This window comes from Georgenia sp. SUBG003 (assembly GCF_000715355.2).
Taxonomy (GTDB): domain Bacteria; phylum Actinomycetota; class Actinomycetes; order Actinomycetales; family Actinomycetaceae; genus Georgenia.
The window spans coordinates 231,877-255,906 of record NZ_CP180204.1 but is presented as its reverse complement, the minus strand read 5'-3'; the positions used below and the strand labels follow the sequence as shown (position 1 = coordinate 255,906).

The window sequence follows — 24,030 nt, the reverse complement described above, 5'->3', positions numbered from 1 at the left end:
TGCCCTACATGCCCGCGAGACCCGACCCGTACACCGGCACCGCTACCGGCGACACTCGCACCCGCTGGACCAACCGGCTCCAGGTGAGCACCGTCGCCTCGAAGTGCCCGGACGGCGGCAGCCTCCGCAACCTCGTTGTCGTCTCCCGTGACGGCAACGGTGAGCTCGGCGGCCGCATCCAGAAGGTTCGGCTGGAGTGCTCGACCGGAGACCGCGAGCTGACGTCGACCGGGGACATCGCCTTCGGGATGTACTCGCACTGGTGGCGCCCCACGGCGCCGCCCCAGCTGCGCTACGGCTTCTTCCTCAACGACGCCTGGACGTCGGAGGCCAACCACGTGTTCCAGTACGGCCGCTACACCGACGAGGTGTTCGTCGGCGACTGGGACGGCAACGGGACGGACACCCTCGCCGTGCGGCGCGGGAGCACGTTCTACGTGACCAACAGCCTGCGCGGCGGACGTGCCGACGTGACCTTCGCGTACGGCCGGCCCGGCGACACCGTCCTCGTGGGTGACTGGGACGGTGACGGCAAGGACACGTTCGCTGTGCGCCGCGGCAAGGAGTACCACGTGAAGAACTCGGTCACGGGCGGACCGGCGGACCGGGTGATCGCCTACGGGCACGCCACGGACGCCGTCCTCGTCGGCGACTGGGACGGCAACGGGACCGACACGTTCACCGTGCGGCGCGGCAACCTCTACCACGTCAAGAACTCGATCGCCGGTGGCGCCGCCGACACGGTCGTGCCGTACGGCCGCGCGAGCGACGACGTGTACGCGGGCGACTGGGACGGCGACGGCGAGGACACGTTCACCGTTCGCCGCGGCAACCAGTTCTTCGTCAAGAACACCATCAGCGGCGGCGACGCCGACCGCGTCCTGACCTACGGCCGTGCGACGGACATCGTCCTGGTCGGCGACTGGGACGGGGACGGCACCGACACGCTCGGCGTGCGGCGACTGCCCTGACCCTGGGTACGCTGAGCGACGTCGTCGGGCGGACGGGAGCCGACCGTGCTGCCGCCCCGGTGACGATGAGGAGGAGATGTGGAGTTCCGTCAGCTGAAGGTCCCGGGCTCGTGGGAGATCACCCCGAAACTGTTCGGCGACCCGCGAGGCGTGTTCCTCGAGGCGTTCAAGGAGCAGGCTTTCGCCGAGGCCGTCGGGCACCCGCTGAACCTCCGGCAGGCGAACTCCTCCGTCTCGGCCGCCGGCGTGGTCCGCGGCATCCACTTCGCCGACGTCCCTCCGTCGCAGGCCAAGTACGTCATGTGCCCGCGGGGTGCCGTTCTCGACATCGTCGTGGACATCCGCGTGGGCTCGCCGACCTTCGGCCGGTGGGACTCGGTCCTTCTCGACGACGTCGACCGCCGCGCGATCTACATCTCCGAGGGCCTCGGCCACGCGTTCTGCGCCCTGGAGGACGACTCCACCGTCGTGTACCTCTGCTCGGCCCCCTACGCGCCCGGCCGTGAGCACGGCGTCAACCCGCTGTGCCCCACGGTCGGGATCGAGTGGCCGACCACCGGACGTGACGGCGCGCCGCTGGAGCTGCTGCTCTCCGACAAGGACACCGCCGCACCGGATCTCCTCGACGCGAAGGAGCAGGGTCTGCTCCCCCGCTACGACGAGGTCCAGGAGTACGTCGCGTCCCTGCGCGACTGATGGGCGGCACGGGCACGCCAGGCCCCGCGCACGGTCTTCCGCAGGAACGACGTGACAGTTCCGCCGGGGCACCGGACCACGTGGTGGCGGTCGTGGTCACGCACGAGCCGGATCTCGCGCTGACGCAGCCTCTGCTGCGCGAGCTCGTCCGGCAGTGCGCGGGCGTGGTCGTCGTCGACAACGCCTCGTCCGACAGCTCGACGCTCTCGGCGGCGTGCGCCGCCACGGGCGCGGAGCTGCTGCGGCTGGGGACGAACACGGGGATCGCCCACGCCCAGAACGTCGGCATCGCGCGTGCCCGGGAACAGGGTGCGGACGCCGTGCTGCTGTCCGACCAGGACTCGTTGCCCGCGGCGGACATGGTCGAGGCTCTTCTCGCCGGCCTGCGTCGCGCCCAGGGACTCGGCGAGCGGGTCGGCGCGGTCGGGCCCGTGTCCAGCGACACCAGGTCCGCGACGGAGCAGATGGTGTACGTCGCGCGCAGGTGGGGGCCGCGTCGGGCACGCCCGGACGAGGCACGCGACGGTCTCGTGCGGGCCGCCTTCCTCATCGCCTCCGGTTGCCTGATCACCGCGGAGGCGCTCGACGCCGTGGGGCCGATGAACGACGCGTGGTTCATCGACCACATCGACCTGGAGTGGGGCCTGCGGGCGACCCGCGCGGGGTTCTCGCTGTACGCGGTGACCGACGCGCGGCTCGACCACGAGCTGGGCGACCGCCTGACCAAGCTCCCGGGGCGCGCCCAGGAGGTGCACGTCCACTCCCCCGTACGGACCTACTTCCTCGCCCGGAACACCGTCCTGCTGGTCCGCTCCGGTCTCATGAGTACGTGGTGGCGGGTCGGGTACGTGGTCTGGCTGTCCAAGTACGTGGCGTTCAACGCTCTCCTGGCTTCCCCGCGCCGTCGCCGTGCGGCACTCATGGCACGGGGGCTCGCCGACGGTCTCCGCGGTCGGACGGGGCCGCTCGCTCAGCGCACCTAGGCCTGTCCCTACGACGACGGAGTCAGGCTCCCGGTGCCGCTGCGGCGGCCCACGGCCAGCCCCGCCAGGCCGAGAACGACGTCCGCGACCGTGAGCAGCACACGGCTGAGCAGCACCACCACGACCACGGCCCCCGGCTCCAGGTGCGTCGCCAGCACCGCGGCCAGCACCGCCTCACGGACACCCACGCCGGCGGGGACCACGACCACCAGGAAACCGACCGTCCAGGCCAGCGCGTAGCCGCCGACCGCGAGCGCGAGCGTCGCCACGGTGAGCTCCAGCCCGAGCGCCGCTGAGAGCAGCCACACCTGCACACCCGCGACGATCCACGCCGCGGTCGACCACAGGCTCGCGCGGACGACGCCGCCGAGCGTGAGCGGCCGCTCGAGCGGGGGTCGGCGGGCGAGCCGCAGGGCGAGCCCGAGGAGGCGGTTGAGCACCGGCGGAGCGAGCACGAGCAGGAGGACGGGCAGGAACCATCCCACCCAGCCGAAGTCGGCAGCCACCCCGGCGGGCGCGAGCACGATGGCGAGGACGGCCAGGGCGAGCCCGGTGAGGATCGACACGAGGATCGAGACCACCATGACCGAGATCGACCGGCGGCGGGGGATGGCGTGGTCCGCCCCCATCTCGGCGGCGGCGAGAACGTTCCAGACCCCGCCCGGGATGTACTTGCCGACCTGGGAGACGAAGAACACCCGCGAGGCGGCGCCCACGCGGAGGGGTGAGCCGAGATCCATGAGCAGCACCCGCCAGGCCGCCATCGTCAGGACGACGTACGCCACGCTCAGCGCCAGGGCGCCGACGACGACGCCGCCCGGGATCGAGGTGAGCGCCGTCCTGACGTCGTCCCACTGCGACGCGACGGCCCAGACTCCCGCGGCCAGGGCGGCCAGCAGGAAGCCGATGCGGACCCACCGGGAACGCAGAGCCGTCAGGACACGGCTCATCGCTTCGCGCCGTCGACCAGCACCCGGTCCAGGGGTTCGGTGACCGCCGCCGGTGTGAACGCCGCGGACGCGTGGGTGGCGGCGGCGCGGCGCAGCTCGACCACCCGGCGGGGCCGCGCGGCCAGGTCCGCGAGCACGTCGGCGAGCCGCTCGGCGTCGCCCGGCGGCACCAGCACGGCAGCCTCTCCCAGGAGGCGGCGCTGAGGCTCGGTGTCCGAGGTCACGACGGCGGTTCCGGCGGCCGCCCCCTGGTCAGACCTTGTTGGGTACGACGCGGAGCGCCTTCTCGGTGGTCCCGAAGATCCCGAGGCAGACGTCGTGACCGGCGACGACGGCGGGCAGCTCGTCGGCGTCCACCCAGTCGACCCACGTGACCGAGGGAAGCCCATCGACGTCCTGGTGGACGGCCTCGGCGTCCTGACCGGAGCCGATGAGGGTCGCGCGCACCGCCGTGCCGCGCTCGTGGAGCAGGCGCAGGGCGCGGCCGATGACCGTGCTGCCCTGCAGCGGCGTGAAGAGCCCGAAGAAGACGACCGAGAGAGGACCGCCGGCCGTCGGGGCGTCGACCTCCGCGGCCGCCCGGACGATGGGCGCCGCAGCTTCGAACCAGTTCGCGGTCGCGCCGACGGCGACGACGACGGCGCGGTTCCGCAGCCGGGCCGGGACCATGGCTCGGTGCTCCTCCGTGTCGACGACGACGACGTCGGCCGCGCTCAGGGCGAGGCGGTCCAGGAGCCCGAGAGCGCGTTCACGCAGCCCTCCTGCCGCCCCCCCGGTCGGCCGCGGTGCTGGCCGCGAAGATGAGGTGGTCGAGCACCAGGGTCGTGCGGGGGAACAGCACACGGGCGAGAATCACGTCGAAGTGGCCGAGGTAGCCGACCAGCACGGCGTCGGGGCGCGCGGCGCCGCGGAACGCGCGGCTCCTGCGGACGAGCGACGCCCAGCGGGCGGCGAGCCGACCGATCAGCACGGGAAGACGCCAGGGCTCGCGAAGGATGCGGACCCGCTCTGCGGTCGACAGGCCCAGCCTGGCGTTGTCCTCGGTCACCTCGTGGCCGTGGGCACGCAGCCCGTCCATGAGGACCTGGACCCGGGGATGTGAGCGGACGTCGTACGTGCCGAAGGTCAGGACCCTCACCGACGCGGCACCGTCTCGACCGTGGCCGTCGTCGCCGGCCGGGCACCAGGCACGGCGTCGGCGGGGACGCCGCGGCCGTCGCCGGGACGAGCCTCGTCGCCCGGCACGCGCGGGCGGGTGAGCCGCCCCTTCGTCGGCACCGCCGGAGCGTCCTGCGAGACGCCGTCGTGCCGGATGGTCACCTCGGCCGGCGGCCGGTACTGCAGCTCCTTGAGCCGCTCGAGCGACTCCTCGAGCAGCACCCGGTTGGTCCGCAGCAGGTCGGCGATCACCAGGAGCGCGAAGCAGAGGAGGGCACCGACCAGCATGGCCGTCCCGAAGATGAGGGACTGCACGTGCCCGCCGGCGTCACCCATGAGCCAGAACACGAAGAACCGCACGAACGGCACCAGCGCGACCACGAGCATGATCGCGCCGAGCCACCCCAGGATCATGTGGGGCTTGAACATCAGGTAGGAGCGGGTGATCGCGGTTCCCGACTTGAACATGTGCTGCCAGATGTTCTTGAACAGCCGCGACTCGCGGGTCTTGGGGTTCGTCGTGATGGGCAGCGACTCGATGCGCAGCCGCTTGTTGCCCGCCTGGATGATCGTCTCCATGCAGTAGCTGAACTGCGTGACGACGTTCAGGCGCAGCAGGGACGCCTTGGAGTAGGCACGGAACCCGCTGGCGGCATCGGGCAGGTCCGTGCCGGCGGCCTTGTTGACGACCTCCGACCCGACCTTCTGCATCGCCTTCTTGAACGGCGAGAAGTGCGCGATCTTCGCGGTCTGCCGGTCGGCGATGACGACGTCGGCGTCACCGCGGACGATCGGCTGGACGAGATCGGTGATGCGTTCCTGCGGGTACTGGTTGTCGCCGTCGGTGTTGACGACGATGTCGGCACCGTGGGCGAGGGCGTAGTCGATGCCGTCGCGGAAGGACCGGGCCAGCCCCATGTTCCGGGCGTGCTGGACGATGTGCTTCACACCGTGCGCGCGGGCGACCTCGACGGTGCGGTCGCTCGAACCGTCGTCCACGACGAGGATCTCGACGGTGTCGACGCCCGGGATCTCGCGCGGGATCGAGCGCAGCACGAGAGGAAGCGTCTCCTCCTCGTTGAGGCACGGTATCTGGACGAACAGCTTCATGAGTTCCCTCGACGACGGCTCCGGCGCCCCGCAACGCGACCAGGGCACAGATCAACCTCAGATTGTACGTATACACCTGCGTCGGGCCACGGGAAGGTCCCGTAAGCCGCGTCACGTCGCCGACGGCGCGCCGGACGGGTCCTTCGGCCGTGGCCGCGGAAGACGCCGGGAGCCGCCGCCGCGAGAGACGGCGCCGGTCAACGCCGCAGGGCGGCGGCGACCTTGGCCAGGACGGCGCGCCCACCGGCCGTGCGGTACACCCGGCGCGCCGCACCGAGGCGGCGTACCCAGGGATGGCGCCGCACGGCCGAAGGGACGGGCAGGCGGCGGCGGGACGGGACGGCGTAGGGCTCCACCCAGGCGTCCCCCGCGGAGTACGGCTCGTCGTCGTAGACCGGGTCCCAGCCGGTCGGGTGCCGCGGGCCGCTGGTGCGCACCTGCTCGATCGCGGCCTCGAGGACCCGCAGGTAGGCCGGCCCCTGCAGGTGGGGCGACCACCGGAGCAGGGCCTCCCGCCGGGCCTGCGTCCCGATCCGGCGCCGCAGGGCGACGTCGTCGAGCAGCTTCTCGATCCCGTCGCGCCACTCCGCCTCGCCGTCGGCCAGCAGCCCCGTCGTGCCATGGTCGATCGCCTCCCTGAAGGGCTGGGTCGGCGAGGCCACCACGGGCGTCTCCACGAGGGCCGACTCCAGCCACTTGATGGCCGACTTCGCCTCGTTGAACCTGCTGCCGTCGGTCAGCGGGGCGAGGCAGACGTCCACGTCGCGCAGGGTGGACGGGAGCTCGTGCCACGGCACGAACGGCAGGCGCCGCACGCGGTCGGCCACCGCATCCAGGGCCTCCGTGGGGCGCAGGTGACCACCCAGCCAGAGCTCGACGTCGGGCCGTGCGGTCATCACGGCCAGCACGGCCGGCTCGACCGCGGCCCAGTCCGCGTCGTGCGTCGTCGTTCCGGAGAAGTAGCCGATGCGCAGCGGCCCCGGCCTGCGCGGCCGCTCCAGCGCGGCGTCGGAGGCGCGCGCGAGCAGCACACCGACCCCGTTGTCGAAGCGGTACGCGGGCAGCCCCGTCACCGCCGTCGCGTGGCGGCAGAGCTGCTCGGTCGATCCGACGAAGACGTCGGCCGTCTCCATCGTGGTGCGGTAGCGGGCCACACCCCGCCACCACAGCTGCAGCTCGTCCGGGTCGAGCCCGGCCAGTCCGTGGACCTCGTTCTCGAGCTCGGGGTCGAAGATCAGGTCGTCCACGTCGAAGAGGACGGGGACGGGCCGGTCGCCTGCCCGGGCGGTCGCCACGAGGTCGAGGATCTGGCGCGTCGCGGGCACCCGGTAGAGCACGACGGCGTCGGCGCGCTCGACCAGGCGGGGCAGCTCCGGGTCGCGGTAGTGGCGGACCTGGGCCCTGACCCCGAGCATGCGGAGCGCCTCGGCGGGCAGGTGGGCGCGGTAGCGCAGCGGTGCGCCCTGGATGCCGACGACGAACAGCACCCGGCGCACGTCGTCCGGGGCGAGGCTCTCACCGGTCCGTCCGGCCGGCTCCGCCCCGTCGGGTCCTGCCGTCCCGCTCCCCACGTCCGGCGCCCGGCGCGCCGTCGCGCCGTCGGTGTCAGCGACGAAGGTCGCGGACCCCGTGAGCTCGTCGTACAGGGCGACCAGACCGCGGAACTGGTCGTCGAAGCTGCGGATGGGCGAGGCGGACCCCTGCTCCGTCATCGCCCTCGCCGCGCCAGGGTCGGTGATCAACCGACGAAGTGACGCCTCGAGCGCGTCGACGTCACCATCGGGGAAGACGAGCCCGTTCACGCCGTGGGTGACCGCCTCCTCCGGCCCGAGCGTGTCAGAGCAGACGACCGCCAGACCCGCGGCGAGCGCCTCCCGCGTGAGGATCGAGTGGGACTCCCGCATGATCGACGGCAGCACGAGGACGTCGTGCGCGGCCAGGACCGCCCCCAGGTGCCCGGGGGCGTACGCACCGAGGAACCGCACCTGTGACGGCGCCTCGGACCGTGCGGCGACCCCGTACATGTCCAGCGACCATCCGTCGAGATGCGCCAGCCGTCCGGCGGCGGACAGAAGGAGGTCGGCACCCTTCATCGGGTCGTCACCGCCCGCGAACATCAGGCGCAGGCTGTTCCCCGCCCCGGCGCCTCCCGCACTCGCGGCCTCCGCGGACAGGCCTCCGGCCCGCGCGGCTGCCCCGTCCGCGACACCGGCCGCCGCCACCGGACCGGCCGGCAGCCCGTTCTCGTCCACCCGCAGCCGCTCGGACGGCACGCCGTTCGCTGCCAGCACACGGGCTGCGCTCCTCGACGGTGCGAGCACGACGTCGGCGTGCACCAGGTGCTTCCGGAGGTCCTCGTTCCGGGCGAGCAGCCAGCCGTGGTCCACCTCGCACGGGCAGTTCCCGCAGCTCACGACGAGGGAGCAGGGGCGCAGCTCCTTGGTGGCCAGGAACTGACGGGCGCAGAACCACCAGAAGTCGTGCATGGTGACGACGACCCGCGCGCCCGACTCCTTCGCCGCGCGTACCAGCGACCCTCCGAGCGTCTGGAGCGAGTGAAGATGGACGACGTCGGGGCGGACCTCGTCGAGCCAGGCCCGGAAGTCCCTGTCCACGTCCGGGTTCGCGCTGTTCCGCGGGTCCGCCCAGCCCGTCCAGGGGGTGGTGACGACCCAGCGGACCGCGACGTCGCCGTCGTGCTCCGTCCACGTCTCCAGCGGCGGGCGGGCGGGGTCGAGAAAGCCCGCGTAGACCAGGCTCTCGTGCCCCGCGTCCGCGAGGGCGCGCGCGATCCGCTGGGGCACCAGCGTTCCGCCGGACACGAAGTTGGGCGGGTAGTGGGCCGAGACCTGGACGACGCGCATCGCAGCATCGTATGGGGCTACCTGGGGGCCGGCCCCCGACCCGCGGTGCGCACGGCGCGCACGGGCGCCCTCACGGACGCACGACGCCGAGGGTGTCCTCCCCGTCGCCGTCCCAGTCGCCGACGACCACGTGATCCGTCGGCCGGCCGTAGACCAGCTCGAAGTCGGCGTCCCCGGCCGCGATCGTGTTCTTGATGTAGTAGCGAGCCTCCCGCTTGACGGCGAAGGTGTCGTTGCCGTCACCGTCCCAGTCACCGACGAGGACGTCGTCGGCCGCGCGGCCGTAGCCGACGACCGTGTCCGCCTCGCCACCGGCGATGCGGTTCTTGACGTAGTACAGGTGGCCGCGGCGCACCGCGAACGTGTCCTGCCCGTCCCCGTTCCAGTCCCCGACGAGAACCTGGTCGGTGTCACGGCCGTAGGCGATCACCACGTCCGCCGGGCCGGAGCTGAGGGAGTTCTTGACGTGGTACTCCTTGCCACGCCGCACCGCGAAGGTGTCCACCCCGTCACCGTTCCAGTCCCCGACCAGCACGGTGTCGCCGACCCGGCCGTAGGGGACGACCCGGTCCGCCGGGCCGTAGGAGTTGGAGTTCCTGATGTGGAAGGTGTTTCCGACGCGGGTGGCGACGGTGTCCACGCCGTCGCCGTCCCAGTCCCCGACGAAGACGTCGCGCCGCGGTCGCCGTAGCGGAAGGTGACGTCGGCCACCGGGCCCCACGCGTTGTTGAGGTGGAAGAGCTGGGGCATCCGAGCGTTCACGCTGGCCGAGAGCTGGCCGAGGTCGCCGTAGAAAAGGCCGGGGCAGCTCGTCGTGCTGACATCTTTGTGGCCGAAGATGCGCGGCAGGTTCTGACCTGCGGGACGCGTCGGCGTCCCGTTCGAGACGAGGCCGCTCGGCGACGTCATGTCGATGCTCGCGCGGGCGAAGTGCCAGGCGACGACGTCGGCCATGGAGTCGAGGATGGAGCCGCGAGCCGGGATGTCCGTGGCGGTCCTGGGGTCGAAGTTGCCCATGGCGGAGATGCCCAGCGTCCCGCTGTTGAACGGCTGGGCGTGCCCGCCCACCACCATCTGCCCGTCCGGTGAGGCGAGAGAGCCCGAGCGGCCCTCGAAGACCCGACCCCACTTGTCGACGAGGTAGTTGTAGCCGATGTCCCCCCATCCCCTGGTCACGGAGTGGTAGTGTAGATCCCCTGGACCACCGACGCCGACTGGTTCCATGTGTAGGAGTTCGACCCGGCGGTGTGGTGCACGACCGTCGCCCTGAGGGGCGCGTACTCCCGGTCCCAGTTCATCAGGCTCTCGTCCGCACCCCAGCCGGCGCGGCTGACGACGGCCGGGCGCGGGGGTGGTCACTGCTGCGGGGACGACGGTCCCTGAGCTGGTGGCCGTCGGCGTCGACGCCACGGTGCCGGCCGGCTGAGCCGCCGGTGTGACCGACGGGGTGGTGAGCGACGCGGAGGAGGCGGTCGGGACGGGGCCGGCGACGGCGTCGGGCCGCGGGCTCGCGAGCGACGTGAAGGCAGAGGTGAAGGCGGCGGGTTCAGTGCTGGCGGCGGGCTCCTCCGCCGGGAGCTTCGCGGGCTCGTCGGTGGGTTCCGTGATGACCGTTCCGGGTGCGTCATCGTCCGGTTCCGCCGGGATCAGGCTGACGTCCAGACCCGCCGGAAGGTCGTCGGCCGAGCCCGTCACCTGGATCTGGACCGCCTCGGCGCCACCTGTGACGAACGGGTCCGTGCCGGCCCGTCCGCCCTGGCCCCGGTCCGCCCCGTCCTCCTCCTCGACCTCCAGCCACTCCGTCCAGGAGCCGTGCTCGAGGACGCGGAGGAACACCCGGCCGCCGGCGGGCAGCGTGTCCCCTGCCTGCCACGTGAGGCCCGCCACCAGGAACTGGTCGGTGGCGACGGGCGGAGTGAGAACGGCGATGTTCCCCAGCTCGGGAGCGGTCCCGGACGAGGCCGGCCGCACGGTCGGAGCCCCCCGCCCGAGGGCCGTCGCTCCGGCGCCGGCGAGTGCGGTCGTCCAGCCGGACGGTGCGCCGTCGGTGCCGCCTGTCCCAGCCTCCTCCGCCAGCTCCTCGAGGCCCGCGACGGCGACGTCCGTGCGGGCGCCCGCCGAGTTCGTGAGGGAGACGACGGTCAGCGGCTCACGAATCCTCGGGGCACCGTCAGCTGTGCCGCTCTGCGCGGGAAGAGCCGTTCCGACGACGAGCGCACCGGCTGCGAGGGCTGTGGCTAGGACGTTAGGTCCAGACATGCAGTACTCCCCGGTCGACTCGGTGAAGAAGGAGGCGCATATGTCGACCAACACATTTGTCGCGCCCGTTCTCGACGGTACCGTGCCCTTATGCAGATCTCGGTGATTGGTTGCGGCTATCTGGGCGCGGTGCACGCGGCGTGCATGGCGGAGCTGGGTCACGACGTGGTCGGTATCGACGTCGACGCCGCGAAGGTGGAGTCGCTCTCCCGGGGGGTGGCGCCGTTCCACGAGCCGGGCTTCGACGAGATCCTCTCCCGCAACGTCGAGGCGGGCCGGCTGCGCTTCTCCACCGACTTCGCCGACCTCGCCGACGCCCAGGTCCACTTCATCGGGGTCGGCACCCCCCCAGGTCCAGGGCGGCTACGCCGCGGACCTGACCTACGTCCACGCCGCGGTCGAGTCCCTGCTCCCGCACCTGAACCACCACACCGCCGGCCCGACCCTGGTGGTGGGCAAGTCCACCGTGCCGGTGGGCACCGCCGCCGAGATCGCCGCGAAGGTCGCGCCCACCGGGGCGCTGCTGGTGTGGAACCCCGAGTTCCTCCGCGAGGGCTTCGCCGTCCAGGACACCATCTCCCCCCGACCGCATCGTCTACGGCCTCCCCAGGGACGACGAGGCCGCAGAGGCCGGCCGGGCGGTGCTCGACGACGTCTACAAGCAGCTCCTCGCCGACCAGATCCCCCCGGCTGACCACCGACTACGCCACCGCCGAGCTCGTCAAGGTGGCCGCGAACTCCTTCCTGGCCACGAAGATCTCCTTCATCAACGCCATGGCCGAGCTGTGCGAGGCCACCGGCGCCGACGTCACCCAGCTCGCCGAGGCCATCGGCCACGACGACCGCATCGGGAAGAAGTTCCTGCGCGCCGGGATCGGGTTCGGCGGCGGCTGCCTGCCCAAGGACATCCGCGCCTTCATGGCCCGGGCCGGCGAGCTCGGCGTGGACCAGGCCCTGACCTTCCTGCGCGAGGTCGACTCCATCAACGACCGCCGCCGCGACCACGCCATCCACCTCGCCCGCGTCGCCGTCGGCGGCACCTTCACCGGCCGGCGCGTCGCCGTCCTCGGCGCCGCGTTCAAGCCCGACAGCGACGACATGCGCAACTCCCCCGCCCTCGACATCGCCAACAGCATCGCCGGCGAGGGCGCCGAGGTCGTCATCACCGACCCCGCCGCCGGGCCCGTCCTCGCCCGCCGGCGCCCCCGACATGAACGTCGCCGCCGACGCCTACGCCGCCGCCGCCGGCGCCGACGTCGTCCTCCTCCTCACCGAGTGGAAGCAGTTCCGCGAGCTCGACCCCGCCCGGCTCAGGGACCTCGTGCGCAACCCCTGGATCATCGACGGCCGCAACGCCCTCGACCCCACCACCTGGCGCGCCGCCGGCTGGACCTACAACGGGATCGGCCGCCCGTAGTCGATCATCGGTCCCCGATCATCCATACTGGCGATCTCCAGACACCCATCCAGGCCGAGGAGGCCCCCTTGCGCGTGCTCATCACCGGTGGCGCCGGTTTCATCGGCGCCAACTTCGTCCACCAGACCGTCGAGGACCACCCCGGCGCCCAGGTGACCGTCCTGGACAAGCTGACCTACGCTGGCAACCCCGCCTCCCTGGCGGACGTGGCGGACCGGATCACGCTGGTCGAGGGCGACATCGCCGACGCCGAGGTCGTGGACCCGCTGGTCAAGGACGCGGACGTGGTGGTCCACTTCGCGGCCGAGTCCCACAACGACAACTCGCTCAACGACCCGTCCCCGTTCGTCACGACGAACCTCATCGGGACGTTCACGCTGCTCGAGGCCGTCCGCCGGCACGGCGTGCGGTTCCACCACATCTCCACCGACGAGGTCTACGGCGACCTCGAGCTCGACGACCCGGCGAAGTTCAACGAGAACACGCCGTACAACCCCTCCTCGCCGTACTCGTCCACGAAGGCGGGCTCCGACCTTCTCGTGCGGGCGTGGGTGCGCTCGTTCGGCGTCGCTGCGACCCTCTCGAACTGCTCGAACAACTACGGGCCCTACCAGCACATCGAGAAGTTCATCCCCCCGCCAGATCACCAACCTCATCGACGGCGTGAGGCCCAAGCTGTACGGCGCCGGTCAGAACGTCCGCGACTGGATCCACGTCCGCGACCACAACACCGCGGTGTGGCGGATCATCGAGCAGGGCAAGATCGGCGAGACGTACCTCATCGGGGCCGACGGCGAGAAGAACAACAAGGACGTCGTCGAGCTGATCCTCGAGCTCATGGGACACGACGCGCAGGACTACGAGCACGTCGCCGACCGCCCCGGCCACGATCTGCGCTACGCCATCGACAACACGCGCCTGCGCGAGGAGCTCGGCTGGGAGCCGGAGTTCAAGGACTTCCGCTCCGGGCTCGAGGACACCATCGCCTGGTACCGCGACAACGAGGACTGGTGGCGGCCGCAGAAGGCGGCGGTCGAGGCGAAGTACGCCGCCCAGGGGCAGTAGCAGCCGTGAACGTCACGGGCGGGGCCGAGCCGGCCCCGCCCGTGAACTGTTCCTGGTCCTCGGCTGCGGCGTCGTCCCGGAGCCGGCCGCCGGATCTGCGCCCGACCCACCTCTAGGCGGTCGAGCTGACCGCCCGGCGTCGTCGGTCGCGGCGGTCGCGCCAGGCGAGGGCGCCCCACAGGCCGACGACGGCGACACCGGTGGCGGCCGCCACCTTCGACAGGGGGCCCCAGCCGACCGGCCGGTACGCGAGCTCCACGACGTGGTCGCCCGCGGGCACCGGCACTCCCCTCATCGCGTAGTCCGCACGGACGATGTCGACCGGCTCCCCGTCGACAGAGGCCTCCCAGCCGTCGTGCAGACCGTCGGCGACGACGAGCATGCCGTCCCCCCTGAGCGTTGACGCGGACCCGTTGCAGATCGTCGTCGTCCACCTCGACGCGCACCTCCGCCGGCTCGCCGTCGAACGCCGTCGCGGCGTCGGCGGCGTCCAGCAGCACGGTGGCGGACGAGATCTCCCCCATGGCTTCGACGCACTCCGCCGCCGTCTCGCACGTCGCAGACTCCCCTGCCCACCGGAAGCGGGGCAGGACTCCGGCGCGCTCGACCACCTGCGCGTCGCTGGTGTGCACGAGATCGAGGCCGCTGTCGTCCGCGGTGAGCACACCCACCCAGGCTCCCGGGCCCTGCCCCGGCGCGGTGGAGCCCACCACCCGCAGCGACGGCTGGCCCTCGGCGCTGACGCGGACCTGGTAGGACTCGTCGAGCTGCGCCAGCTCCTCACCGTCGACGGGGATCATCTGGACGCCTGCGGCGCCGTCGCGAACGCGCCGCTCGCCGGTGGCGAGAACCTTGCCGGTGCCGTCGAGCACCTCGGCGACGAGGCGCGTGGGGTCTGCGTCCTCGTCGACGTCGCCCACCGGCTCCGTCAGCTCCACCACGACTCCCCTGAGCGCCGTCCCCGCCGGCACGTCGCGCTGCCCGGGCGTGTCCTGCAGCGTCACGGGGGCGGCCCGGTCCTGGTCCTCCACGCCGAGGATCTGCCCCGGCGGGACCATCGTCGTGTCCATGACCGCGTAGCGCACCGCGAGGCGGTCCAGCGCGGGGCTGTCGAGGGCGGAGAGGTCGTTGAGCGTGTGGTTGGTCGGGGTGAGGAACATCGTCGGATCCACCTGGTCCAGCAGCTCCTTCCACTCCGCGGGGACGAAGGTGTGGCCGGACAGCGAGCGCACGCCGGCCACCTTGTTCGCCCCGTTCCAGTACGCGTAGCCCACGCCCACCATGCGGTCGGTGCCGAGGTTGTCCGTGAGGAACTGACCCGTGGTGGTCTCCCGGTAGAAGGTCTCCGGCTCGCTGCGAGGCCAGTAGGCCGTGGTGAAGGCGAGGGCGTCGACGAGCAGGGCGAGCGGGATCAGGGCGGCCGCCACCCGCCGTCCCGGGGCGCCGGCCATGATCCATGCCCACGCCACGGCGACGCCGGCACCGCAGGCGAGGCCCACGACCAGCGGGGTGCGAGCCTGCGCCCAGGCTTCCGGGGTGGGGGCGAGGCGGTACACCGCGAGAGCGGCGAGGACCAGTGCGGCGACGGCGGCGACGACACCCGTCCACGGGAGCCAGCGCCGTTCGCCGGCGGAACGCCGCACCGCGTCGAACCCGGCTGCCGCGAGCATGGCGAACATCAGGATCCCGACGGAGCGCATCCGGTGCATCGGCGACGTCGCCATCAGGGGCAGGAGGTGCAGGACGTAGTTGAGCGTGCCGCCGACGAACGTGACCGCGAGCGTCAGGAGGCCACCGAGGAGGAAGACGGGCCGTGCGCCGGCCATGCGTCCGCCCGCCGCCGGGAGGACGAGCGCGGCGACGACGAGCACGAGCGCGCCGGCCCCGACGAAGGAGACACCCTCGACGGGGATGACCGAGCCCCAGCGCAGCGCGTCCGAGGCGCAGGTGCCGAGCGCCTGCGGGTAGGCGACCGTGAGGAACTCGCCCCAGCTGAAGGTGCCGGCCCACATGTTCTCGCGGTAGCTGAGGTCCGTCGCCGTGAGCTGGTTGAACCACGGCACCAGCTGGAAGGCGACAAGCAGGGCGCCCAGCGCCCCGCCGCCCGCGGCGAGCACCGGCGGCTTGACATAGTCGCGCCAGGCGCTCCGGGTGTCGGCGCCCGGGCCCTCCGGCAGGCGCGCGCGACGCCGGTTCTCCGCCACGAGGCGCACCACGGCGTAGACGGCGGCGAAGTAGACGCCGTACACGACCACGGTGGGGAACCCGCCGAGCACCAGCGCCGCCACCACGAGCGGCAGGGGCAGGGCCGATCTGAGGGTGCGGTCCTGGACGATGCGCTCAAGCGCCCAGAACAGCAGCGGCAGGAAGGCCGCGGTGCGGGACTGGGGCCAGTTGGTCCACATGACCATGAAGCCGCCGAACGCGTAGACGAGACCGCCGACCGCGCCCGCGGCGGCGCCCAGGCCGAGGCGGCGGGCCCACAGCACGGTGCCGGCCAGGACGACGGCGGTCTCCAGCACCTTCATCCAGGCCGTGAAGGAGGTGTCGGAGAACGGCAGCGTGGCGAGGAAGATGGGCGAGGACGTGCCCTGCGGCGGCGCCGCGCCGAGCAACGCCCCGGCCGACGCGGTGTTGTCCCAGAGCGGCGCGAGGTCCCCGTCCGCCACCCTGTCGCGGAACACGAGCGCCGACGGGAGCGTGGAGTCGACGGTGTCGGACACGCAGACGTTGGTGATCTCCTCGACCGTGGAGGACTCCGTCCAGGGCGCGGCGTTGCGGTCGATGAGGTCGCCCGCGGCGAACACCTGCTGCCCGACCAGGGCCGGCCCGACCAGGACCAGCAGCAGAAGCACGGGCGCGAGCCACGCCGTGAGAGCGCTGAGCGGACGGGCAGGCTTCGGGCGGTCGTTCCGCCGACTCACGAGGAGCGCCCCAGTCGCCAGGCGATCCGGCCGACGACGGCGCGCGGCCCGCCCGTGCGAAGGTGCCGCACGGTGGCTGCCACGTCCGAGCGCGCCCGGCGGAGGAGGGCACCGGTCCGGGTCCCGCTCCCCGGGGCGAGCGACGGCTGACCTGCGTCCCTCGCCCTGCGCGGCGACCGGCAGAACTCGACGAGCGGCGCCAGCGCCGCGGGCCACGTGTAGTTCCCGGCGATCCGCCCCGCGTTCCCGTGGGCACGCTCCCACTCCGCACGGTCGGTGAGGAGACGTTCGAGGGCGTCGGCGAACCCTGCGACGTCGCCGGGCTCGACCGAGGCTCCGAGACCTTCGGCGTCGACCAGGTGACCGAACGTGTCACCGGCGGTGCACACGATCGGCCGTGCCGTCCACAGGTAGTCCAGCATCCGCGTGCGGAAGCTGAAGGCGGTCTCGATCTGGTCGAAGTGGGCGCTCACGGCGACGTCGGCGTCCAGCAGGTAGTCCGCACGCCGTTCGTACGGCACCCACTCCTCGTTGAAGAAGACGTGCGTGCCGGTCAGTCCCAGCTCGTCCGCACGCCTTCTTGCGGCGACCGCCATGGCCATCTCGGGGACGTCCGGGTTCGGGTGCTTCATCCCCAGGAAGTACAGACGGACGTTCGGGACGCTTGCGCTCACGCGCTCGACGGCGTCGATCACGGTCAGGGGGTCGAACCAGTTGTACACGCCGCCGCCCCACAGCACGACGGGGTCCTCCGGGCCGATCCCCGGGACCACGCCCTTGATGGCGTGCGCCCTCCGGGCAGGCGGCTGCGGGTCGAGCCCGAACGGGACCACGGTGACGAGCTCACGCAGCGACGGGTCGGCGTCGTACGTCGCCGGGGTGATCCGGCCCGCGGCCGCAAGGTGCCCGAGCCACAGGTCCCGCTGCTTCTCCGACGCGCAGAGGAACAGGTCCCCTCTCCGCAGCTGCGCATGGAGCTCTGCCAACGCCCCGGCCATCGCTCCCCGCCGTTCCTCCTCGGGGTGGTTGCGCAGGACCTCGAGACTCTCGAGGTGGAACGGGTCGTAGAGGTCGACGACGATCACCTTGTCCGACCCGCTGAGCCACGGGAAGTTGCGGAGCAGGTATCCCTGAAGGACGACGACGTCGGTGCCCGCGACCTCCGCGCGGAACTCGGGCACGGACACGTGCCGGGCGGTGAAGCGGTCGGAACGGCGTGCGCACCCCGCGAACGTCACGAGGCGGACGTCGTTCTCGGCGGAAAGGGCCGTGGCCATCTCCCAGGCACGGATGGCGGGACCCGCCATCCGGTCCCCGATGGTGTCCAGCGTGGCGACCAGGACGCGTGCCACTACCGCCCGACCTTCTCGCGGAACGCCTTGGTCAGCGACACGGGCATGTACCGGTCGTCGCCCGTGAAGTCCCATCGCGCGAGGAGGTTGTCGTACTCCCACTTCTGCACGCTCGGCTCCCGCGTGCGGGACTCGAAGTGGTACGCGCCCGCGCCGGCGACCCACACCATGCGGTAGCCGGCGCTGCCGACCTTGCGGGAGAGGTCGACGTCGTTGAAGTTCCCCGGAAGGGCCTCGCAGAAGCCCCCCCACCTCCTCGAAGACCTCCCGCCTCATGGCGGCTGCGGCAGCGGTCAGCCCGGAGCACTCCCGGTTGATGGTGAGCTCCGAGAAGGGACCGCCCCACGTGCCGTCGGCTCCGAGGAACACGTGCGTGATGTCGCCGCGGGAGTACTGGTGGCCTCCGTGCTGGAGCGTCCCGTCCGCGAAGAGCAGCCTCGCCCCCGTCATGCCGACGTCCGGCTCGCTCAGCGGCGCCACGAGCTGCTCGAGGAAGTCGTCCGTCACGATCTGGAGGTCGTCGTTGAGGAACACGACGACGTCGCCGGTCGCGGCCAGGTAACCGACGTTGCACTTCTGCGAGAAGTTGAACGGCCGGCGGTAGGGCACCAGCACGAGCGCCGCGCCGGCGATCTCCTCGAGCTCCTCGAGCACGTCGGCCGGCGTGCTCGGCTCGTCGTAGACGACGACCACCTCGACCGGCACCCCACCGGTGCGGCCCAGCAGCGAGCGGACGCACTCGACGACGAAGACGCGCTCCTCGCCCCACACCATCCCGGCCGAGCCGTTCGTCGGGATGACGACGCTGACGCCCAGCCCCGACGGGGCGCGCCGGTCGAGCCGGTACGTGCCGGGAAGCTCCCCGAGCTCGACGGTCGCGCGCAGTCCCAGACGGTCGACGTGGTCCTGGACGGCCCGCTGCCCGGCGAGCCAGGCGTACGACTTCTCCTGGTAGCTCGCCGCGGTCGACCCCGGATGGGCGCGCCAGTGGTAGAGCACCTCGGGCACGTGCGAGACCCGTCGTGCCCGCTCCGTCACCCGCAGCACCAGGTCGTGGTCCTGGGACCCCTCGAAGCCGGGCCGGAAGCCGCCCACGGCGCGGACGAGCTCGGCCCGCAGCACGGACAGGTGAGACGTGTACATCTGGCCGCGCAGCCGCTCGGGCGACCAGTCGGGCTTGGGGAACACGTCGTACCGTCGTCCGGTGTCGTCGACCTTGTCCTCGTCGGTGTAGAGGTAGTCGGTCTCGGGCTCGGCGACGAGCTCCTCGTGGACCCGGGCCAACGCGTGGGGCTCGAGCACGTCGTCGTGGTCCACCAGGACCACGAACTCGCCGCGCGCCCGCTCCAGGGCGGTGTTCGACGCGGCGACGATGCCACCGTTCGTCTCCCGCTCGACGAGCACGACCCGGCGGTCGGAGGCGGCGAGCTCGCGCAGCACCGTCCGGACCTCCTCCTCGGGCGACCGGTCGTCCACCAGGATGAGCTCGAGGGAGCCGAACGTCTGCGCGAGGACGGAGGCGACCATCTCGCGAAGGGCGCCGACCGGCGGGTTGTACACGGGGGTGACGACCGAGAACGTCGGCGCCGACGCCGTCACGGGCGACCCCCCAGAACACTTCGCACCTTCGCGACCGGGGCGACGGCCAGCCGCCCCGCCCGCCAGGTGGCGGTGGCCCGGAGCTCGGCGATCTCCTCCTCGGCCTCGCGCCGCACCCTGGCAAGCTCCGCGGTCGCCCTTGCCGCGGTCGCCTCGAGGCCGATGATGTGGTCGCGCTGCGTCAGCACGCGATGGCGCAGGTCGTCCGTGCGAGCCTCGGCCCGCGCCACCGCCTCGGCGTGGTGGTCCCGGACCGGCTCCGGTGCACCGTCGGCGATCACCTCCGGAACCTCCGTCCGAGGTGCGCGGCCGGATGCCGGGCGCCGGGCCGAGAGGACGTACTGGAAGTACCCCGCGTCGGGCTGGCTGCGCACCCACTGCACGCTGGCGGACGGGATGTCGTCGGGCACGTCGTGGGACGTCCCCAGCGCGTCGGCGACGGTGGCCCGGACGGCCTCAACCTCGAGCCCCACCTCATGGGCCAGCCGCGCGAGCGCGGCGAGGCTGAAGTGGTGCCGGACCGGACCCCGGGCGGGTTCCCACCGACCGGCCAGCATCGCCAGGCGCACCGATCCGTGCGTGAGGTTCGGCGCGGTCAAAATCAGAACGCCGTCGGAACTCAGGTGCTCGAGCGTCGCCCGGACCAACGCGGCAGGGTCCTCCGACCGAGCCAGCTCCTCGCCGACGACGACGGCGTCGAACGACTCGTCCTCGGCGAGGACGGTGGCGAGGTCCAGCGGCCTCTCCTCCGCGACGACAGTCCGGACCCGCTCGGACCCCGGGTCATCCGTACCGGCACCTGTGCTGATCACCGTGACTCCGGAGCCCCGCTCGGCCAGCACACCCGCGTCCGGCCCGAGTGCGCACCCCACGTCGAGGACGGTGCGCCGTTCCCCCACGGCCTCGAGGATCTGCGCCCGACCCGCGGCGGACAGAGCATTCCGCACTGGAGTTCCTCTCCTCAGCATGGGCACATCATCGCATCGGACGGCAGGTGCTCGCCGCGAGGCACCCCGCCGGAGGGCCACCGGCCCCTTCCGAGAGAGGCGGAATCACGTCGGTGTCCTAGCATTCCACCGTCAGGCCCGCGCGCGGACGTCGAAGAAGGAGACCTGTTCACCCATGCCTCTCAGGAGCGGCGCCGGCGTCGGTGCACTGTACGACTCGGTCAGCCCCAACACGGGCGACCGTGCCATCGGCATCGCCGTCGGCCAGGAGCTCGCCCGGCACGGCGTCGGCCCGACGCAGGTGCTCTCCCCGTTCGAGGAGGTCGACACCCACGGCCGGCTGGTCGTCGTCGGCGGCGGGGACCTCATCCGACCGGTGGGTGACAACTTCTACGACCGGTTCCGGCCGAGCGGCCCGGCCGTCCTCAACTCCGTCGGCGTGTGGGACGACGCCGACCGGCTGGAGTACCTGCGGGACTACGAGCTCGTCAGTGCCCGCACCTCCCGCGAGGTGGACGTGCTCCGTTCGGCCGTCCCGGACGCGCAGCTGCTGCCGTGCACGACCACCACGCTCGAATCGCCCGACATCAGGATCGACGGACTGCCGGAGGACGAGCCCGTGGTGGGCATCCACGTCGTCCCGCACACCCTGCGCCTGGTGCCGGAACTGGTGGAGATCGTCGACGCGATCGACCGTCCGAAGGTCTTCATCCCGTTCACGCACTACAACTACGACGACAGCTTCATGGAGTCGCTCCCCTTCGACCGCTCTCGCGCGGTGGTGCTCCCACGGCTGGAGCCGCTCGAGCTGCACGCCGTCATGCGGCAGATGTCGTACGTCATCGTCTCGACCCTGCACGGCACGATCTTCTCGTACTCGCAGAACGTGCCGTTCATCACGGTGGACCAGCGCAAGGTGCGCAACTACCTCGACGACCGTGGCCTGTCCGACCGCATCTTCCACGACGGTCCGTCCCTGAAGGATCTCGTGCGCCAGACCGAGGCGGAGCCGCCGGACTTCTCCGCGCAGATCTCGGCCGACAAGGACGCGGTGCACGAGGCGTTCACCCGTATCGCGGCCATGGTCGGCCAGCCGGCCGGGGACGCGGGAGGTGGCGTGCCTCGCCCCGACGGTGATGGTGCTGACGTTCCGCCTCTCCTGCCCGCGGCGGAGGATCCCCTCACGGTGACGACGTTCCTCATGGAGCAGCAGGGTGCGGTGGTCCGTGACCGCGACGTCGCGCTCGCGGACGCGCACCGCAGGGCCGGGGACCTCACGGCCCAGGTCCGGGCTCTTGCCGCCGAGCAGCGCGTGCTGTCCGCCGAGCTGGCGGCGAGGGCCGAGTACGCGTCCCGGCTCCGGACAGACCTGGACACCGCGCTGGCCCTGCTCGAAGGGACGGTGGACCGCCGGCTCAGAGCCACGGCACGAAAGGTGGTCGACAGGATCCGATCTATCCTGGTCCGTCAGTAGGCGGTCGGTTCCCGTCCGCCCGTAACCACTCAGGGAGATCGATGAGTCCCGAAGCAGAGGCACGGATGCGAGAGCTCGCGACGCAACCGTTGCGTCGCGCGAGCCCGCCGAGCGGCTTCATCATCGGCGCCCGGGACTCTGTCGTCGCGATCTGGGACCGTCGCGAGCTGCTCGGCATGCTGGTGCGCCGGGAGCTGCGGGCCCGCTACAAGGACAGCGCGCTCGGGTTCCTGTGGACGCTGGCCCGACCGCTGGTCTCGTTGCTCATCTACTACGTCGCCATCGGTCGCTTCCTCGGCGCGGAACGGGCGATCCCGGACTTCGCCATCTACGTCTTCACCGGACTGACCGTCTGGCAGCTGTTCAACGAGATCGTGGCGAACGGAACGGCCTCCATCCTCGCCAACGACGGGATCGTCAAGAAGATCTACCTGCCCCGCGAGATCTTCCCCCTCGCCACCGTCGGATCGGCCCTGTTCAACTTCGTGATCCAGCTGGCCATCCTCATCGTCGCCGCGCTGACGATACGCGGGCTGGTCCTCGACAGCCGCCTGCTCTACCTGCCGGCCGCCCTCGCCGTGACCCTGGTGTGGGCGACCGCCGCCGCTCTGGTGCTCTCCGCGGCGAACGTCTACCTCCGTGACGTCCAGTACCTGGTGGAGGTGGCACTCATGCTCGGCTTCTGGGCCTCGCCGATCGTCTACTCCTGGCAGATGGTCGACGGCGCCGTCAGCTCCACGATCTCCCAGCTCTACCTCGACAACCCGGTCACGATCGCCGTCCTCGGGTTCCAGCGCGCCGTGTGGACGGCGGCGCCGGAGGGCGCGTTCCCGGAGGACCTCGCCCTGCGCCTGCTGGTGGCGCTCGCCGTCGGCCTCGTGGCGCTGGTGGTCTCCCAACGTCTGTTCGCCACCATGCAGGGCAACTTCGCCCAGGAGCTCTGAGATGGACCGCACCGTCATCGACATCCGCGACGTGTCCAAGCGGTTCGTCATCCGCAAGGAGAAGTCACTCAAGGAACGCATCGTCAACGCAGGCCGGTCGGCGAGGTTCAAGGAGGACTTCTGGGCCCTCGACCACGTCAGCCTCGCGATCGAGGCGGGCACCTCGGTCGGTCTCGTCGGCCCGAACGGCTCGGGGAAGTCGACCCTGCTCAAGACGATCGGCGGGATCATCCAGCCCACGTCCGGAGAGGTGCTCCTCCGTGGGCGGCTGGCGGCCCTTCTCGAGCTCGGCGCCGGGTTCCACCCCGATCTCACCGGGCGCGAGAACGTGTACCTGAACGCGGCGATCCTCGGCCTCAACCAGACCGAGACGGACCGGCACTTCGACGCCATCGTCGACTTCTCCGGCATCGAGGACTTCATCGACACCCAGGTGAAGTTCTACTCCTCCGGCATGTACGTCCGTCTGGCCTTCGCCGTGGCCGTGCACGTCGACCCCCGACGTGCTCCTCGTCGACGAGGTGCTGGCCGTGGGCGACGAGCCGTTCCAGCGCAAGTGCATGGAGAAGATCCGCGAGTTCCAGCACGACGGCCGCACGATCGTCCTGGTGAGCCACTCGGCCGAGCAGGTGGCCGAGGTCTGCGACCGCGCCGTCGTCCTCGAGAAGGGGAAGATCCTCGCCGACGGAACGCCGCGCGAGGCACTGCGCCGGCTGCGGAGGGACTACGAGGCGCAGATCCAGGAGGACATCCAGCAGCGCGAGGCGTCGCGGGCGGCGACGGTCAGCGGGCCGGCCGCTGCCCGCCGGGGGCGGATCAGCGGGGTGGCGCTGTCCTCCCCCGGCCAGGACGGGGAGTCGCTCACCATCGTGCCCGGTGACGACCTGACCGTCAGCGGCGTGCTCGAGGTGCGCGAGCCGTTGGAGGCCTGGACCCTTGCGACCAGCATCGAGACGCCGCTGGGGCAGGTCATCTTCGGCACCGACACCACGCTCCTCGACGTGTCCCTGCCGCCGGTCGACGACTCCGTCAACTTCTCGGTGACCCTGCCCGCGCTCGAGATCGGCCAGGGCGACTACGCCGTCAACGTCGCCGTGCGCGACGCCGCCGGCAAGGACATCGACCGCGCCGCTCGCGCCGCGAGCTTCACCGTCACGTCCTCCGGTCAGACGGTCGGGTACCTGCACAGCCGGCCGACGGTCACCGTCACCCGCTGACCCCGCCCGGGCCCTCCGGTCCCGCCCTCTCAGGGCAGGGTGTTCCCGGCGACCACGGGAGCGCTGCTACGACCATGGACCGGCGCGCACCGCTCGCGTA

The 24,030-nt window shown here is 71.8% G+C and carries 17 protein-coding genes and 3 pseudogenes; 9 read left to right on the top strand and 11 right to left on the bottom strand.

Features of this window, described 5'->3' with window-relative positions; all coding sequences use genetic code 11:
* Nucleotides 1-8: 8 nt before the first annotated feature.
* The 3 genes from DA06_RS01125 to DA06_RS01115 all read left to right on the top strand — a co-directional run bounded on the left by DA06_RS01125 (nucleotide 9) and on the right by DA06_RS01115 (nucleotide 2,650).
* Nucleotides 9-971, top strand: a complete 963-nt coding sequence (locus DA06_RS01125; RefSeq protein ID WP_418606720.1) for a hypothetical protein — start codon at nucleotides 9-11, stop codon at nucleotides 969-971.
* Nucleotides 972-1,049: 78 nt separating this feature from the next.
* Entirely contained in the window at nucleotides 1,050-1,667 is a 618-nt protein-coding gene (locus DA06_RS01120; RefSeq protein ID WP_043496713.1) for a dTDP-4-dehydrorhamnose 3,5-epimerase family protein, read from the top strand.
* A 92-nt stretch (nucleotides 1,668-1,759) separates the two neighbouring features.
* Nucleotides 1,760-2,650 (top strand): glycosyltransferase family 2 protein, encoded by an 891-nt coding sequence (locus DA06_RS01115; protein WP_418606719.1) that lies wholly within the window; start codon nucleotides 1,760-1,762, stop codon nucleotides 2,648-2,650.
* 8 nt (nucleotides 2,651-2,658) lie between these two features.
* On the opposite strand, the gene DA06_RS01110 is transcribed toward DA06_RS01115, so the two are convergent.
* From DA06_RS01110 to DA06_RS01075, 8 genes are all read right to left on the bottom strand, one after another.
* Entirely contained in the window at nucleotides 2,659-3,600 is a 942-nt protein-coding gene (locus tag DA06_RS01110) for a lysylphosphatidylglycerol synthase domain-containing protein (protein ID WP_043496710.1), read from the bottom strand.
* The gene (locus tag DA06_RS01105) at nucleotides 3,597-3,824 is read right to left on the bottom strand and encodes a glycosyltransferase (protein WP_052436206.1); all 228 of its coding nucleotides are present in this window, start codon (nucleotides 3,822-3,824) and stop codon (nucleotides 3,597-3,599) included. The genes DA06_RS01110 and DA06_RS01105 overlap by 4 nt, the downstream gene beginning before the upstream one ends.
* 28 nt (nucleotides 3,825-3,852) lie before the next feature.
* Nucleotides 3,853-4,269, bottom strand: coding sequence for a hypothetical protein (locus tag DA06_RS01100; RefSeq protein WP_052436205.1), 417 nt, complete (start codon nucleotides 4,267-4,269; stop codon nucleotides 3,853-3,855).
* A gap of 79 nt (nucleotides 4,270-4,348) precedes the next feature.
* Nucleotides 4,349-4,738: a hypothetical protein gene (locus DA06_RS01095; protein WP_052436204.1), complete on the bottom strand. Its 390-nt coding sequence runs from the start codon at nucleotides 4,736-4,738 to the stop codon at nucleotides 4,349-4,351.
* Nucleotides 4,735-5,868 (bottom strand): glycosyltransferase family 2 protein, encoded by a 1,134-nt coding sequence (locus tag DA06_RS01090; RefSeq protein ID WP_418606718.1) that lies wholly within the window; start codon nucleotides 5,866-5,868, stop codon nucleotides 4,735-4,737. Before DA06_RS01090 ends, DA06_RS01095 begins: the two co-directional genes overlap by 4 nt.
* Before the next feature lie 197 nt (nucleotides 5,869-6,065).
* Complete coding sequence (locus tag DA06_RS01085; protein ID WP_043496709.1) at nucleotides 6,066-8,732, bottom strand: glycosyltransferase; 2,667 nt, start codon at nucleotides 8,730-8,732, stop codon at nucleotides 6,066-6,068.
* 70 nt (nucleotides 8,733-8,802) lie between these two features.
* Nucleotides 8,803-9,237: a hypothetical protein gene (locus DA06_RS01080; RefSeq protein ID WP_043496707.1), complete on the bottom strand. Its 435-nt coding sequence runs from the start codon at nucleotides 9,235-9,237 to the stop codon at nucleotides 8,803-8,805.
* On the bottom strand, nucleotides 9,159-10,991 hold the full coding sequence (locus tag DA06_RS01075) for an N-acetylmuramoyl-L-alanine amidase (RefSeq protein ID WP_418606717.1): 1,833 nt from the start codon (nucleotides 10,989-10,991) through the stop codon (nucleotides 9,159-9,161). The genes DA06_RS01080 and DA06_RS01075 overlap by 79 nt, the downstream gene beginning before the upstream one ends.
* Before the next feature lie 90 nt (nucleotides 10,992-11,081).
* Between DA06_RS01075 and DA06_RS01070 the strand changes: the two are divergent.
* Both DA06_RS01070 and rfbB read left to right on the top strand, forming a co-directional pair.
* Nucleotides 11,082-12,408: pseudogene (locus DA06_RS01070) on the top strand (UDP-glucose dehydrogenase family protein).
* A 68-nt stretch (nucleotides 12,409-12,476) separates the two neighbouring features.
* A pseudogene (rfbB, locus tag DA06_RS01065) lies at nucleotides 12,477-13,473 on the top strand (dTDP-glucose 4,6-dehydratase).
* Nucleotides 13,474-13,585: 112 nt separating this feature from the next.
* Here rfbB and DA06_RS01060 read toward each other — a convergent pair.
* The 3 genes from DA06_RS01060 to DA06_RS01050 all read right to left on the bottom strand — a co-directional run bounded on the left by DA06_RS01060 (nucleotide 13,586) and on the right by DA06_RS01050 (nucleotide 20,295).
* A complete protein-coding gene (locus tag DA06_RS01060; RefSeq protein ID WP_418608307.1) occupies nucleotides 13,586-13,855 on the bottom strand; it encodes a YfhO family protein in 270 nt (89 codons plus the stop codon).
* A 2,538-nt stretch (nucleotides 13,856-16,393) separates the two neighbouring features.
* Nucleotides 16,394-19,348, bottom strand: coding sequence for a glycosyltransferase (locus DA06_RS01055; protein WP_418606716.1), 2,955 nt, complete (start codon nucleotides 19,346-19,348; stop codon nucleotides 16,394-16,396).
* Nucleotides 19,345-20,295: a class I SAM-dependent methyltransferase gene (locus DA06_RS01050; RefSeq protein ID WP_043496705.1), complete on the bottom strand. Its 951-nt coding sequence runs from the start codon at nucleotides 20,293-20,295 to the stop codon at nucleotides 19,345-19,347. Before DA06_RS01050 ends, DA06_RS01055 begins: the two co-directional genes overlap by 4 nt.
* Before the next feature lie 175 nt (nucleotides 20,296-20,470).
* On the opposite strand from DA06_RS01050, the gene DA06_RS01045 reads away from it, so the two are divergent.
* The 4 genes and pseudogenes from DA06_RS01045 to DA06_RS01030 all read left to right on the top strand — a co-directional run bounded on the left by DA06_RS01045 (nucleotide 20,471) and on the right by DA06_RS01030 (nucleotide 23,930).
* A complete protein-coding gene (locus DA06_RS01045; RefSeq protein WP_043496704.1) occupies nucleotides 20,471-21,769 on the top strand; it encodes a polysaccharide pyruvyl transferase family protein in 1,299 nt (432 codons plus the stop codon).
* A gap of 65 nt (nucleotides 21,770-21,834) precedes the next feature.
* Nucleotides 21,835-22,713 (top strand): ABC transporter permease, encoded by an 879-nt coding sequence (locus DA06_RS01040; protein WP_418606715.1) that lies wholly within the window; start codon nucleotides 21,835-21,837, stop codon nucleotides 22,711-22,713.
* 1 nt (nucleotide 22,714) lies between these two features.
* Nucleotides 22,715-23,152, top strand: a pseudogene (locus DA06_RS01035) (ABC transporter ATP-binding protein); the annotation flags it as partial.
* Between the two features lie 64 nt (nucleotides 23,153-23,216).
* Nucleotides 23,217-23,930, top strand: a complete 714-nt coding sequence (locus DA06_RS01030; RefSeq protein ID WP_418606714.1) for a Wzt carbohydrate-binding domain-containing protein — start codon at nucleotides 23,217-23,219, stop codon at nucleotides 23,928-23,930.
* The last annotated feature ends 100 nt before the right edge of the window (nucleotides 23,931-24,030 follow it).

Coding starts and splice junctions, on each gene's coding strand:
- DA06_RS01110 (WP_043496710.1), bottom strand. CDS start 3,600: ATGAGCCGTGTCCTGACGGCTCTGCGTTCCCGGTGGGTCCGCATCGGC.
- DA06_RS01100 (WP_052436205.1), bottom strand. CDS start 4,269: ATGGTCCCGGCCCGGCTGCGGAACCGCGCCGTCGTCGTCGCCGTCGGC.
- DA06_RS01125 (WP_418606720.1), top strand. CDS start 9: ATGCCCGCGAGACCCGACCCGTACACCGGCACCGCTACCGGCGACACT.
- DA06_RS01060 (WP_418608307.1), bottom strand. CDS start 13,855: ATGCTCGTCGTCGCCGACGGTCTGCACGACGGCTGGGAGGCCTCTGTC.
- DA06_RS01075 (WP_418606717.1), bottom strand. CDS start 10,991: ATGTCTGGACCTAACGTCCTAGCCACAGCCCTCGCAGCCGGTGCGCTC.
- DA06_RS01045 (WP_043496704.1), top strand. CDS start 20,471: ATGCCTCTCAGGAGCGGCGCCGGCGTCGGTGCACTGTACGACTCGGTC.
- DA06_RS01040 (WP_418606715.1), top strand. CDS start 21,835: ATGCGAGAGCTCGCGACGCAACCGTTGCGTCGCGCGAGCCCGCCGAGC.
- DA06_RS01090 (WP_418606718.1), bottom strand. CDS start 5,868: ATGAAGCTGTTCGTCCAGATACCGTGCCTCAACGAGGAGGAGACGCTT.
- DA06_RS01085 (WP_043496709.1), bottom strand. CDS start 8,732: ATGCGCGTCGTCCAGGTCTCGGCCCACTACCCGCCCAACTTCGTGTCC.